Below are 13,638 nucleotides of genomic sequence, written 5' to 3'. Positions count from 1 at the left end.
GATCGCCCGCCCGGGGGCGCTGCCCGCCCCGTAGGCTGGGCTCATGCGAATCAATGTGGCAGCGCTTTTGTTTGACATCGACGGCACCCTCGTCGGCTCCATCGACACGGTCGAACAGGTGTGGCGGGCGTGGGCGAAACGTCGTGGCATGAACGCAGACGAGATTCTCGCGGTTTGCCACGGCAGGCGCAGTGAGGACACGCTCGCCGAGTTTCTGCCCGCCCAAGAAGTGCCGGCAGCGCTCGCCGAGCTCGACGCCCTCGAGCACGCTTACGCTGGCAACGTCTCGGCACTGCCGGGAACTCACACGCTCCTCACGGGGCTTGCCGCTGAGACGCGGCAGCGCTGGGCCGCAGTCACGTCGGGCGGCCGCCAGGTGATGCTGCCGCGGCTCGTCGCGGCCGGGCTGCCCGTGCCCGACGTGTTCGTGGCGGCAGAAGACGTGTCGCGTGGCAAACCCGATCCCGAGGGGTACCGCATGGCCGCCGCGGCGCTCGGAGTTGCCCCGCAAGACTGCCTGGTGCTTGAAGACGCTCCCGCCGGCATTGGGGCGGGCCTCGCTGCAGGTGCGCACGTGCTGGCGGTCGCCACCTCGCACACTGAGCAAGAGCTGCGCGACGCTGCCGCGTTCTTTGGTGCGCTGCTCGGCGTGAGTTCCGACGGGCCTGCGGCACGGTTCGCAGTGGTGCGCGATCTCGAAGACTGTGAGTTCGCCCTCGATCCGGCGCAGATTCGTGTCGAGACCAAATAGCGCTTAGAGCTACAGCACCCGCAGGATCTTCTCGAGCGGCCGGCCTTTCGCCAGCTCATCGACGACCTTGTCGAGCAGCCGAATCTGTCGCATCAGCGGGTCCTCAACCTCTTGCACTTTCACGCCGCAGACCGACCCCGTGATGAGCGACGCCGCCTCATTGAGGCGAGCGGTGGCAAAGAACTCCCGAAACGTCGTCTCGGCGGTGATCTGCTGCGCAAGTTCTTGGTCAGAGTAGCCGGTCAGCCAGGTGATCACGGTGTCGAGCTCGTCTTTGGTGCGGCCCTTGCGCTCGACCTTGGTGAGGTACAGGGGATAGACCGAAGCGAAGCTCATCTCAAAGATCTTGTGCATGCCGCGAGTGTATCCCCGCAAGATGAACCCGCGGCGATACACTGCGAGCATGATTGATCTGAGTCATCCGATTCGAACGGGCATGACGGTGTACCCGGGCGACCCCGGTGTGCGGTGCGCGCAGACGCTCACCCTTGCGTCTGACGGGGCCGCGGTCACCGCGGTGAACCTCGGTTCGCACACGGGCACCCACGTCGATGCCCCCGCGCACTCCATCGAGGGCGGCCGCAGCATCAACGAGGTGACCCTCGGCGAGCTTGTGGGCGACGCGCTCGTGCTGCACCTGGCAGACCGGGTGGGCCCGGGCACGCGCATCGACGCCGAGATGCTCGAGGCTGAGCTCGAGCGGTTCGTCGCGGTGCCGCGCATCGTGCTCGTGCACACCGGCTGGGACAGGCACTTCACGACCGAGCTCGCTTACGACCATCCGTTCCTCTCGCGTGACGCGGCCGACGCGCTGTGGCAGCGCGGCATGCGGGTGCTGGGGGTCGATACGCTGAGTCCGGATCGCACCAAAGCCGACGTGGCCGGCGGGGGCGCGGGCCTGGGCCGCGGGCTTGAAGCAACCCCGGGGGTGTTTCCCGTGCACGACCTCGTGCTGGGCGGCGACGGCCTCATCGTTGAGAACCTGCGCGGGCTCGAACGGCTCGACACGCTTGCGCGGGTGGGCTTCTTTCCGCTGCCGCTCACCGGCGACGGTGCGCCGGTACGCGCGGTGGCCTGGGGGCCGGGCGAGGCGATGCCGAGGTAGCTTCACTCTGCGGTAGCTTCACTCTGCGGTAGATTCACTCTGCGGTAACTTCACTCTGCGGTGCTCACGAGACGGCATCGAAACGACGAGTCGGCCCGGTAAAAACGTATTTATCGGGCCGACTCGTCGTTTCGATGCATAGTCGTGCCTGTCGGTGCTTGTCGGTGCTTGCCGGTGCTTGCCGGTGCTTTCGACCGCGTGGTGGGGCGACTTGCCGGCCCACGCTCTTACCGGCTGCGCGGTATTGCGGCGGCGAGAGCCGTGCCCGCGAGCGCCGCCCCCACACCCACTGCGAGCGACACGAGAAACCCGCCGAGGGTGGGCACCAGCACGCCGCCCGCCTCGTGCATCATCGACGCGAGAATCACGCCGACGATGGCGGCGGCGCTCGTGGTGCCGAGCGAGCGCATGAGCGCATTAAAGCCGTTGGTCGCGGCCACCTGAGATGCGGGCACCGCCCCCATGACGAGCGCGGGCATCGCGCCAAACGCAAACCCAATTCCGCAGCCCGAGATAGTGCTGCCGATAGCGAGCAACACGAGGGTCGTGATGACCACCGCGGCTGACGCCTCCCCGGGGGTGCGGTTGCCAAGCGTCGCAAGCACCACCGCTATAAGGCCATAGCCCACCGCGATCACGACGCCTGCGAGCATGAGGGTGACGCGCGGGCCACGCGTGCGGCTGATCTCGGCCCCCAGCTTCGACACGGCCATCATGCCGATGCCCAGCGGCATCATCCACAACCCCATGATCACCATCGGCTGCCCGAGCCCATAGCCGAGCGCGACGGGCAGCTGCATCACCTGCGGCAGCACGAGGTTCATCGCGTACATCACAAACCCAAACATGATCGACGCGAGGTTCGTGTACAGCACCGTCGGAATCATCGCGGTGCGCAGGCTGATGAGCGGATGCCGCACACGCAGCTCGTACCAGCCCCAGAGCGGGAGCACCAGGGCGGCAACAGCGAAGGCGCTCAGCGTGAGCGGGCTCGACCAACCCCACTCGCTGCCCTTCGAAACACCGAGCAGCAGCGCAACGAGCCCCACCGCGAGCCCGATCGCCCCCGCGACATCGAAGCTCGCACCAGAGCGGCCCTGCGGCCTGGGTCGAATCACGACCGCGATCGCCGCCCCCACGAGCACCGCGGCGGCGCCGACGCCCCAGAACAAGATGCGCCAGTCGGCAAACTGTGCAACCCCCGCCGCGATCGGTAGACCGAGCGCGCCGCCGATGCCCATCGAAGAACTCATGAGCGCGATACCCGCCCCGGCTCGTTCTGGGGGCAGCAGTTCGTGCAGGATCGAAATCCCGAGCGGCACCATGCCGCTCGCCAAGCCCTGCAGGGTGCGTCCCAGCACCATCACTCCGAGACTGTGTGCGAGGGCGCAGGCGATCGACCCAGCGACGAACGCGCCGACCGCGCTGAGCATCATGAGCTTCTTGCCGTAGAGATCGGCGAGACTGCCAGCAATGGGCGTGGCGACGGCGCCCGCGAGCAGCGTCGACGTGATGATCCATGAGGCGTTGGCCGCTGACGTGTCAAACATGCTTGGCAACTCGCCGATCAGCGGCACGATGAGGGTTTGCGCGAGCGATACCAAGATGCCCGCAGAAGCAAGCACCGCGACGATGACGCCGGGGGTGGGGATGAACGCTGGGCGGGAGGCGCGCGGGGTATGAATCACTTGTGTAGTCTACACACGTTATGTAGTCTGCAATTTTTGGGGTCCGTTTGATAATCTTGTGCCATGACAACTGACCCGATTGCTGCGATTGAGTTTGAGACGCTCGCATTCGCCCGGCACGTCGATGCCGCGGTGGGGCGAACCCGCAGCGACGAACCCGTGCTCGAAGCGAGCGCGTACACGCTGCTCAGCCTGATCTCGGCGGGCGGGCCAGCGTCAATTGGCACGCTGTCGGCGATCACGGGGCTCGACGCTTCGACCCTCAACAGACAGACCGCAGCGCTCGTGCGCGACGGCCACGTCGAGCGCGTGTCGGACCCCGCAGGTGGCATCGCCCGTGTGTTCAAGCTCACGTTTGCGGGGCAGATGGCACTCGAGTTCGAGCAATCGCAGAGCCGATCGGCGCTCGCACGCACCCTGCGCGACTGGACGGGGGCCGAACGTGACGAGTTAGCGCGCGTGCTGCGCCACCTCAATGAGTCGATCGAGCGCGGCTACGACAAACCCTGGCCGCGCGCAAAGCCCTAACCGGCAAGTGCGACCCTCCCTAGAATGGGAGCGGGGTTCAACCAGAACCGACAGCGCAACACACGGAGGTGCCCGGTGCCGATCACAGGAACGATCCTTGCGACGGCTACACAGCACCCGGCACGCGTCGCGCTCGCAGGTTCGCACGCGGGCGAGCGGCTCACCTACGCGCAGCTCGTCGCTGACTCGGCCAAGCTGTTCGCTGCGGTCGACGCGTTACATCGCATACAGCAGCGCCCGCCCACTCCGGCCCCCGAGACCGTTGGTATTCCGATCACGGCGGTGAGCGTCGACAGTGCGTTTCTTGCGGCGCGCATCGTGGCGGGCCTCGCTGGATTTCGCGCGGTCTCGGCGGTCATCGACCCACGCTGGCCGCTCGCGCACCGCATCGGTGTGATCACGGGCACCGGCACGGGGCTCGTGATTTCGGCCGACACCGAGCTCGCCACGGCGCTTGCAGCGCGCGGCTGGGGCGGCACGGTGATCTCGCCCACGGCGTTTGAGCGGCACGTGGCTGCGGCGGATCCGCATCACGTTGCCGGGCCCGCCGTGCGCGACGCAGCCGAGGCGTTCTTGCTGCTGTTTTCGTCGGGCACCACAAGCAACCCGAAGGCGTTTGTGAAGACGCGTGGGCAGTACCGCGCGAACGTTGCGGTGTCTGCCGCGCACCTCGAGCCGCTACCGGGCGTTTCGACGCTCGCGCCGGGACCGGTGTCGTACAGCCTCACCCTCTACGCGGTGATCGAGTGCCTCGCTACCGCGGGCAGCGTACACCTCGCCGACGGGTTTGACCCGTTTGGTCTCGCCGCCCGCGTCGCGCGCGAGGGGATCACTCGCGTCGTCGCTGTGCCCGCGATCGTGCAGGGCATTGCGGCTGCGGCGCAGCGGGGTGCGGGCCCGCGGGGTGCGGGCCTCGAACGGTTGTCTCTCGTGGTGACGGGCGGGGCGAACCTGCCCGCCCACATTCGCGATGCTCTCGCACGCGCACTGCCTGGCACCCGGCTTATTAGCTACTACGGGGCGGCCGAGATCGGGTTTATTGGCGACAGTCGTGATGGTGACGGCACTCGCGTGCGACTGTACGACGGGATCGAAGCGAGCGTGCGAGACTCCCGAGGCCACGAGCTGCCAGCAGGAGACCCGGGCACCCTGTGGATACGCGCGGCTGCCTGCTCTGACGGGTATGTTGCTCGCACCTCGAACGAGCAACTGCGCGGCGGTGACGGTTGGGCGACCGTGCACGACCAGGCCCGCATGATCGACGGGCAACTCGAGCTATTGGGCCGCGCTGGCGATATCGCGATCACCGGCGGCCACAAGGTGTCGCTCATCGAAGTCGAGCGAGCGTTCGCAGGGCTGCCGCAGGGCGCCGTCGCGGTCGCGCTGCCGCACGCTACGCTCGGTAGCGTGATCGGGCTCGTGGTCGAGGGCGATGCCGGGCAGGTGCCGTCGCGTGCACGCCTGCGCGAGATCGCCACCGCGCAGCTTGCGCCACAGTACGTGCCCAGCAGGTGGTACAGGCTCGACGAACTGCCCCGCACGGTCGGGGGCAAAGTACGCCGTATTGAAGCGACCGAGCTTGCCGCTACGGGCCGAGCGGAGCGGCTGTGAACTCGCCAAACCGCGCTGCCGTCGTGCACGCCGCCGTCATCACCGGGCTCGGAGCCATCACGCCGAGCGGGCTGAACGTTGCCGACCTCTGGGACGCGGTGCGTGCCGGCCGCAGCGCGATCACCGAGCTCACGGGCCCCGAGTTCGGTCAGCTCGCCGTGCGCATCGGCGGGCAAGTGCGCGGCTTTGAAGCCGCGCTGGGCGACACGATCGGGTCGCAGCTGGCGCGCCGCATCAGCCCCGTCCAGCAGTGGGCTATTGCTGCCGCAGACCAGGCGCTCGCACAGGCGGGCGTAGCCCGCGATCCGGAACTTGGTGCGGAGAATGGTGCGGAGAATGGCGCAGAGCGTGGCGCGGAGCTTGACCGGCATCGCGTGGCCGTGATCGCAGCGACCGGATCGGGCCCGATCGACGCGATGCAACAGGCCACGCGGGTGCTCGACGCCCGTGGCCCGCGGGCCGTGCCGCTCACCCTGTCGATGCACGGTGCCCCAGACTCGGCTGCCGCTCTCCTCAGCCAGCGGTACGCATTGCAGGGCCCCGCCCAGGGCATCTCGGCGACCTGCGCGAGCGGCACCGTCGCGCTCGGCGAGGCGCTGCGGCGCATTCGCCACGGCTACGCAGACGCCGTGCTGGTGGTGGGCCTGGAGGACTGCCTCAACGCGGTAAACCTGGCGTCGAACGCGAACCTGCGGGCCCTCGCCGCGGGTTATGAAGCGCGGCCCGCTGTCGCCTCGCGCCCGTTCGACCGTGACCGCGCGGGGTTCGTGATGAGCCAGGGTGCGGCCGCGATCCTCGTCGAATCGGCCTCGAGCGCGCGCCGCCGGGGTGTGCCAGTGCTCGCCGAGCTCGCGGGATTCGGCGCGTCGAGCGATGCGCACCATCCGACCGCTCCGCACCCAGCGGGGCGCGGAGCCGCGCAGGCAATCGCGGCGTGCCTGGCAGATGCGGGCCTCGCCCCCGCAGACATCGACCACATTAACGCTCACGGCACGGGCACCCCCGCGGGTGACGCGGCAGAGCTGCGCGCGTTCGAAGCTGCGCTGGGGGAGCGGGCGCGTAAGATCCCGATCAGCGCCACGAAGTCGAGTACAGGGCACCTACTCGGCGCGGGTGGAGTGGTCGAAGCGATCATTACGGTGATGGCGCTGCGCGATCGGGTGCTGCCGCCCACCACCAACCTCGACGTGCCCGAGGAGCCCGGCTGGAACTTCGTGGCCGGGGCCCCGCGAACGCTGGGGGTGACGGCGGCGACTGCGCTCTCGACCTCGTTCGGGTTCGGTGGGCACAACGCCGCGGTGATTCTGCGCGCTCCCGGTGCCATTACAACCCAGCTGACGCAGTAGAAGAGCCACATGGCTCACGCCAAGAATGGAGAACCGAGTATGACCGCGACGTCGCCGAATCATCAGCAAGCACCTCACCGAGAAGCACGTCAGGCCCTGCTCGAAGACCAGTTTCTGCCCAACTGGCTACTCGCGCGCTTTCGCGACCGTGCGCATGAGTATGACCGCGACAACAGGTTCTGCGCCGAAGACATCGAAGATCTTCGCTCGCAGGGCTACCTCACGTGCCTCGTGCCAGCCGAGTTTGGTGGCCCAGAGCTCAGTTTGGCCGAGGTATCTCGCTTGCAGCAGCGACTCGCGACCGCCGCCCCCGCGACGGCGCTCGCCGTCAACATGCACCTGATGTGCACGGGCGTGGTGCGCGTGATGCGTGAGCGCGGTGATCGCTCGCTCGATTATGTACTCGAAGAAGCGATGGCGGGCGAAATCTTTGCGTTTGGAATCAGTGAACCCGCAAACGATTGGGTGCTGCAGGGCGCACGCACGCGCGCCGATCCCCAGGGCGACGGCGGGTATCTCTTCACGGGCACGAAAATTTTCACGTCGCTGTCGCCGGTGTGGACCAGGCTCATCGTGCACGGACTTGATGCGTCTGACCCGAGTAACGAGCAGCTCGTCTACGGTTTCGTCGAGCGGCCCGCGCGTGCGCTGCGACCGGCCCCCGAGGGCGTCCGCGGCCTGTACGAGATCAGCACACACGACGACACGGTCGTGGTTGGTGACGAGTGGGACGTGCTTGGTATGCGGGCCTCGCACAGCCGCACCACTCGGCTGAACGGGGCGCTCGTGCGACGCGAGCGCGTCGCACGCACGTTGGCGCCCGGGCGCACGCCCGACCTGCTCGTGTTTGCGATTACGAGCTGTTTTCAGCTGCTCGTTGGCTCGGTATATGCGGGTGTTGCCTGGCGGGCGCTCGAGCTCGGGGCCGAGGGGCTGCACCTGCGGCGCTCGGAGAGGGCCGGCACGTCGCTTGCCGAGAACCCCGAGTCACGCACCCGGTTGGCAGACGCGCACCGTGCATACCTGGCGGTTCCCGCCCAATTGGAGGTGTGTGCACGTGACCTCGACGAGCTAAGCGATCACGGTGCCCGCTGGCCGCTGCTGCTGGTCGCGGCGCGTATCGCCGCGGGCGAGGCGGCCAGGCAGTGTGCCGAGGTCGGGCTGATGTGCACGGGAGGATCCGGATTCGGCAATCGCAACGAGATGAGCCGCGTTTACCGCGACGCGACCGCGAGCCTGTTTCACCCGCCGAGCGCTGACTCGGTACGGCCGATGTTTGCCGCTGCCCTGCTCGATGAAGGTTGAGGGGAAAGGGACCGAGGACGCCATTGTCAACGGTCACCCACGACCATAGCGGGCTGCCACGCAGAAAGCTAGGCTTGCTAGATCCGCCCCGATGCTGCTAGCTGCGGCGTGAGCCAGGCAGCGTTGCGAGCGTGCCGAGTAGAGAATTCGGTACAAGCGTCTCGTTGGCGCTGCCCGCGCGCACGATGTCGGCGATGCGGTGGCCGACCTCGGACGTGTTCATTCCCATGCCCGGGCCCGCCAGTGCTTCCATACCGCCGATGACCTCGACGGTGGCGGCCTCGACGGCACGCGCTGCCTCGCCCTCGCCCAGGTGGCCGAGCATCAGCGCGAGCGACAGGATCGCGCCTGCAGGGTTCGCGGCTCCCGTGCCCGCGATGTCGGGCGCCGAGCCGTGAATCGCCTCGAACATGCTGGGAGCGGAACCATCGAGATTCAGGTTGGCGCTCGTCGCGACACCGAGGCCGCCCTGGATCACGGCGCCGAGGTCGGTAATGATGTCACCGAACAGGTTGTCGGTGACGACCACGTCGAATTGCTCGGGCGTGAGTGGCAGGTGGAAGCACATGGCGTCGACGTGCACGTAGTCGGTCTCGACTTCGGGGTAGCGGGCGCCGACCTCGGCAACGACCTGCTGCCACAGCTGACCCGCCGCGACGAGAATGTTCGTCTTGTGACACAGTGTCAGTTTCTTGCGGCGGCCGACCGCGAGCCGAAAAGCGAAGTCGACGACGCGCTCGATGCCGGCGTAGGTATTGAGCGACTCCTGCATAGCGACAGCGTTCGTGGTGCCGCCGTGCACGGTCGAGCCGCGGCCAACGTAGGCGCCCTCGGTGTTCTCGCGCACGATCACGATCTCACAGCGCTCGGGGGTAAGCCCGGCGATCGGGGAGGGGACGCCCGGGTAAAGCCGAACGGGGCGCACGTTCGCGGCCTGGGCAAAGCGCTGACGCATCTCGAGAATGAAGCCGCGCTCGAGGATGCCCGGAGTGACGCGGGGGTCACCCATTGACCCGAAGAGTACGGCGTCGGCGCCACGCAGGTCAGCCTCGACTGCGTCAAACAGCTCGCCGGTAGCGAGGTAGTGGTTGGCACCCGCGGCCACCTCGTTGCGGGTGGTCGTGAACCCGAACTGAGCCTCGGCCGCGTCGAGAACGTCGAGCGCACCCTGAATGACCTCGGGGCCGATCCCGTCGCCCGGGAGAACTGCGATGGTGTAGGTGGTGCTCATTGGGCGAATCCTTTCGCAGGCGCAAGGGGGCGCGGATTGGTCGAGACTGTTGGAAAATTTCCCTGTGGTCATCTATGTTAGATGGTAAGACCACTCAGTGGGGAGAATCACACCATGTCACACGCGCACCGTCTACTCGCGCCCCTGCTCGCACCCGCGCGCTCGCTCCCGATTGGTGACGCCTGGCGCACCCTCGAAGCGACGAGCGATATCCTGTTCCCGTTTGACGGCAGCGTCGTCGCACAGGCTCCCGTGTCGAGCGCAGATGACTCCCGCGACGCCATGGAAGCGGCCGAGGCCGTGCGCAAAGAAGTCGCCGCCCTCACCGCTGCTGAGCGCCGATCGATCATCGTCGCGATCCACGACCGCGTGCGCGAGGAGGCCCAGCGTCTCGAAGATCTGCTCGTGCTCGAAACCGGTAAGCCCCGCGCAGACTGCCGCGTCGAGGTGAACCGCACGATCGTGACACTCCAGGCCACGGCAGAGGAGGTCTCGCACGTGCACGGCGAGACCGTGCCGCTTGACGTGCAAGAGCAGGGACGCGGCATGATCGGCTACTATACGCGCAAGCCCGTGGGCGTCGTCGTTGGTATCGCAGGCTTCAACTACCCCATGCTGCTCGCGACGCACAAGCTCGCGCCCGCGCTCGCCGCGGGCTGCCCGGTCATCATTAAGCCCGCGCCCAACACCCCGCTCGCGACTCTCGAACTCGTCGCGATCACCCGCGAGGCGCTCGAATCCCACGGTGTCTCGGCGGCGGCGGTGCAGCTCGTCAATGGTGGACCTGAGGTCGGCGAGGTGCTCGTACGCGACCCGCGCGCCCAGGTTGTGTCGTTCACCGGATCCGCCAAGATCGGCCATCTCATCGCCCAGCAGGCGGCCCCCCGCAAGGCCGTGCTCGAGCTCGGCTCGAACACCGGCTTCATCGTCGCGGCCGATGCCCACCTCGAAGCCGCGGTCGACGCTGTGCTGCGCGGCGGCTTCTATGCCAACGGACAAGCCTGCATCTCGGTGCAGCGCGTCGTGCTCGAACGCTCCATCGCCGAGGCCTTCACTGCACGCCTCGTCGAACGCATCGCCGAGATCGTCGTCGGCGATCCGCGCAACATCGAAACCAACGTCGCGCCCGTGATCAATGAGGCCTCTGGGATCCGGATCCGCGCCATGATCGACCGCGCCCTGGCCGCGGGCGCCACACTGCTTACCGAGGGGCCGGGAGAAGGCGAACCCGCCAACATGCGCCCCGTGGTGCTGGGGGACGTACCCGCTGACGTCGACGTGTGGTGCGAGGAGATCTTCGGCCCCGTGGTGTGCCTCACCGTAGTCGATTCGGTGGACGAAGCGATCGACCTCGTGAATAACTCACGCTACGGCCTGCAGGCCGCGATCTACACGGCGTCGCTTGAGGCCGCGTTCGACGCGATCGACCGGCTCGAAGTGGGCGGCGTCGTGGTCAACGAGATTCCCGGTTTCCGCTCCGACATCATGCCTTACGGCGGCGTGAAGGATTCGGGTATCGGCCGCGAGGGCCCCCGCTTCGCGATCGAGGAGTTCACGGTGACGCGCATGGCGATGATCCGGCCCCGCGCCCGCGGTTAACGCGCCTGGCCTCTGTCATCCTGCGCGAGCTTGCGAGTCGCAGGATCCACCCCTTTCCCAGTATCTCTAGGAGACCCGCATGAACGCCGTAGCACCCATCGACTACACCCAGCTCTTTCGCCTCGACAACCGCACCGTCGTGGTGATCGGTGCTGGCAGCGGTATTGGCCGCGAGTCGGCCCAGGCTCTCGCGGCCCAGGGCGCGCACGTGGTTATCGCCGACTACTCGCTCGCTGCCGCCGAGGCGACGACCGCGCTCATTCAGGGCACCGGTGGATCGGCCGAAGCATACGAGATGAACGTGCTTGACGACGCGGCCATCGACGATGCGGTGGAGCGCTTTGGACACGCCTCGTCGCTCGTGTTCACGGCGGCAACCAACGTGCGCAAACGCATGGAGGACTACACGCTGGACGAGTTTGACCGCGTCGTGAACCTCAACCTGCGGGCGTCGTTCCAGCTGATCCGCAAGTTTGGCGCCTGCTTCGCGGCCAACGGCGGTGGATCGATCATTGGCTTCGCGTCGATTCGCGCGCAGGTCGTTGAGCCAGGCCAGGGCGTCTACGCGGCGACCAAGGCGGGCCTCGTGCAGCTCGCGAAAACCGGTGCGGCCGAGTACGGTGCCGCGGGGGTGCGCGTCAACGTTGTCGCCCCGGGCGTCGTGGAGACCCCGCTGACCGCGCAGATCACTGCGAACCCCGAGTGGTACGGGGCCTACGCATCGAAGAGTGCGCTAGGCCGCTGGTCGCGCCCCGATGAGCTCGCGGGTGCCGTCGTGTTCCTCGCGTCAGACGCGTCGACTTTTGTGACGGGCACCACGCTCACCGTCGATGGCGGTTGGACCGCCATCGACGGCCGTTTCACGCCGCCCGCGAGCTAGCGCGACAGCGCAGAAGGGGGTTCAGGCAGACGCGCTTGACCCCCCTCTGCGTTCGAAGACCTACGGCAGGTGCGACCAATCGACGGTCGCCTCAGCGCCGCGCACCGTCTCAAACCAGGCGGCCACGCGTAGCAGCGTGTCGTCGGTGCCAATGCGCGATGCGATCTGCAACCCGATCGTGCGGCCGTCGCTCTGAATCCCGGCGCCTACAGACACCGCGGGTTGTCCCGACATGTTGTAGGGCACGGTGAACGAGATGTGTCCCATCGTCACGAGGGGGTCGGTGAGCGGCATCGGATCCTCGGCGGCGAACGCGGCGACGGGGGTCACCGGCGATAGTACGAGGTCGAACGGGTCAGTCGCAGCGCGGGTGAGGCGCGCCATCTCGTCCATCATCGAGCGGCCGCGCACGGTCTCGGCCGCCGTGAAACCGGCCCCGGCTCCGCACCATTCGGCAATGAACGGCAGCACGACCGCTCGCTCCGTCTCGCTGAGTAGTTCGTAGTCCGCCCACGAGCGGCTGCGCCAGTAGTTGACGATGCCGTCGAGCACCTCGGGCCCAATAAACTGTGCGAGCGGCACGACCTGGGCCCCGGCCTCGGCGAAGAGGGCCGCCGCGCGCTCGATCGCGGCGCGGGTCTCGGTCTCAACTGCAATGCCGGATCCGGCATCGAGCTGAACAGCCACCCGCATGCCCGCGGGCGACAGCGGCTCGGTCGACCAGTTCATCTCGGTGTAGGGTCGCGTGAGATAGTCACGCGCGTCGGGCTGCGCGATGATCGACATCAGCCTGATTGCGTCGGCCGCGGTGCGGGTCAGCGGGCCCGCAGCGCGACCGGTGTAGGGCACGTCGAGGGGCACGAGCCCTTCGCTTGGTTTCAGTGCGGTGAGCCCCTGCCAAGACCCGGGGAGCCGGATTGACCCGCCGATGTCGGTGCCAATGTGAAACGGGCCGTAACCCGCGGCCGCCGCGGTGCCTGCGCCGGCGCTCGAACCGCCCGAGGTGTGAGCAGGGTTGAGGCCGCCGCGAGTGATGCCATGCAGACTCGAGACGCCCGACGAGAGCATGCCCCAGTCGGGCATTGTGGTCGATCCGATGATGATCGCACCAGCCTCAACCAGCCGGTCAGTTGTGGGGGCGTTGCGCTCCGATACCGGAGGATTGGGGATTGCGGTACCCGAGGGCTTTGGACACCCCGCCCGGGCGATGTTTTCCTTCACAGTGACGGGCACCCCGTCGACCTCGCTCAGCTGGGTGCCCGCCGCCCAACGCTGGGTAGAGGCCGCTGCGTCGGCACGTACCTGCGCTGCGTCAAACAGGTAGAGGGCGTTGAGCTCGTGCTCTCGCGCCTCGATGCGGGCGATGACGTCCTCGGCGACCGCGCTCGGCGAGAACGTGCCAGCCGCGTACCCGGCCGCGAGCGCGGCGGCGTCGAGGTCTGCGAGGCGGGGCGGGGCGGCGGTGGTCATGTGCGCTTCTTTCTACTGAGGTCTACCTTGAATACTTGTCATTCTGCGGAGGCTTATCCCTGGTCATTCTGCGCGAGCCTGCGAATCGCAGAATCCAAGTGGTGAGCGTGGATCCTGCAAGTCG

Annotated in this window: 12 protein-coding genes; 8 read left to right on the top strand and 4 right to left on the bottom strand. The window is 67.6% G+C overall.

Annotated features, from left to right (window positions below; translation table 11 throughout):
* The first annotated feature begins 43 nt into the window (after nucleotides 1–43).
* The gene (locus tag ACXR2T_RS03830; RefSeq protein WP_458837944.1) at nucleotides 44–751 is read left to right on the top strand and encodes an HAD-IA family hydrolase; all 708 of its coding nucleotides are present in this window, start codon (nucleotides 44–46) and stop codon (nucleotides 749–751) included.
* Between the two features lie 9 nt (nucleotides 752–760).
* On the opposite strand, the gene ACXR2T_RS03825 is transcribed toward ACXR2T_RS03830, so the two are convergent.
* A complete protein-coding gene (locus ACXR2T_RS03825; protein WP_458813800.1) occupies nucleotides 761–1,105 on the bottom strand; it encodes a DUF2200 domain-containing protein in 345 nt (114 codons plus the stop codon).
* Nucleotides 1,106–1,154: 49 nt separating this feature from the next.
* Between ACXR2T_RS03825 and ACXR2T_RS03820 the strand changes: the two genes are divergently transcribed.
* A complete protein-coding gene (locus ACXR2T_RS03820) occupies nucleotides 1,155–1,856 on the top strand; it encodes a cyclase family protein (RefSeq protein WP_458837943.1) in 702 nt (233 codons plus the stop codon).
* A gap of 227 nt (nucleotides 1,857–2,083) precedes the next feature.
* On the opposite strand, the gene ACXR2T_RS03815 is transcribed toward ACXR2T_RS03820, so the two are convergent.
* Entirely contained in the window at nucleotides 2,084–3,544 is a 1,461-nt protein-coding gene (locus ACXR2T_RS03815) for an MFS transporter (protein WP_458837942.1), read from the bottom strand.
* Between the two features lie 63 nt (nucleotides 3,545–3,607).
* On the opposite strand from ACXR2T_RS03815, the gene ACXR2T_RS03810 reads away from it, so the two are divergent.
* The 4 genes from ACXR2T_RS03810 to ACXR2T_RS03795 all read left to right on the top strand — a co-directional run bounded on the left by ACXR2T_RS03810 (nucleotide 3,608) and on the right by ACXR2T_RS03795 (nucleotide 8,334).
* A complete protein-coding gene (locus ACXR2T_RS03810) occupies nucleotides 3,608–4,072 on the top strand; it encodes a MarR family winged helix-turn-helix transcriptional regulator (RefSeq protein WP_458813794.1) in 465 nt (154 codons plus the stop codon).
* Between the two features lie 75 nt (nucleotides 4,073–4,147).
* Complete coding sequence (locus ACXR2T_RS03805) at nucleotides 4,148–5,683, top strand: class I adenylate-forming enzyme family protein (RefSeq protein ID WP_458837941.1); 1,536 nt, start codon at nucleotides 4,148–4,150, stop codon at nucleotides 5,681–5,683.
* Nucleotides 5,680–7,029, top strand: a complete 1,350-nt coding sequence (locus ACXR2T_RS03800; protein WP_458837940.1) for a beta-ketoacyl-[acyl-carrier-protein] synthase family protein — start codon at nucleotides 5,680–5,682, stop codon at nucleotides 7,027–7,029. The genes ACXR2T_RS03805 and ACXR2T_RS03800 overlap by 4 nt, the downstream gene beginning before the upstream one ends.
* Nucleotides 7,030–7,068: 39 nt before the next feature.
* Entirely contained in the window at nucleotides 7,069–8,334 is a 1,266-nt protein-coding gene (locus tag ACXR2T_RS03795) for an acyl-CoA dehydrogenase family protein (protein WP_458837939.1), read from the top strand.
* Between the two features lie 97 nt (nucleotides 8,335–8,431).
* On the opposite strand, the gene ACXR2T_RS03790 is transcribed toward ACXR2T_RS03795, so the two are convergent.
* Complete coding sequence (locus ACXR2T_RS03790; protein WP_458813790.1) at nucleotides 8,432–9,565, bottom strand: 3-isopropylmalate dehydrogenase; 1,134 nt, start codon at nucleotides 9,563–9,565, stop codon at nucleotides 8,432–8,434.
* A 114-nt stretch (nucleotides 9,566–9,679) separates the two neighbouring features.
* Between ACXR2T_RS03790 and ACXR2T_RS03785 the strand changes: the two genes are divergently transcribed.
* Together ACXR2T_RS03785 and ACXR2T_RS03780 are read left to right on the top strand one after the other, a co-directional pair.
* On the top strand, nucleotides 9,680–11,164 hold the full coding sequence (locus ACXR2T_RS03785) for an aldehyde dehydrogenase family protein (RefSeq protein ID WP_458813788.1): 1,485 nt from the start codon (nucleotides 9,680–9,682) through the stop codon (nucleotides 11,162–11,164).
* Between the two features lie 79 nt (nucleotides 11,165–11,243).
* Nucleotides 11,244–12,044 carry an SDR family NAD(P)-dependent oxidoreductase gene (locus ACXR2T_RS03780; protein ID WP_458813786.1) on the top strand — a complete coding sequence of 267 codons (801 nt, stop codon included), beginning with the start codon at nucleotides 11,244–11,246 and terminating at the stop codon, nucleotides 12,042–12,044.
* Nucleotides 12,045–12,104: 60 nt separating this feature from the next.
* Here ACXR2T_RS03780 and ACXR2T_RS03775 read toward each other — a convergent pair whose 3' ends face one another.
* Nucleotides 12,105–13,514 carry an amidase gene (locus ACXR2T_RS03775; RefSeq protein WP_458813784.1) on the bottom strand — a complete coding sequence of 470 codons (1,410 nt, stop codon included), beginning with the start codon at nucleotides 13,512–13,514 and terminating at the stop codon, nucleotides 12,105–12,107.
* Nucleotides 13,515–13,638 lie beyond the last annotated feature (124 nt).

It is taken from the genome of Leucobacter faecis (genome assembly GCF_054456635.2).
The sequence above is the reverse complement of the archived record's forward strand: the minus strand, read 5'-3'. Positions and strand labels throughout refer to the sequence as shown.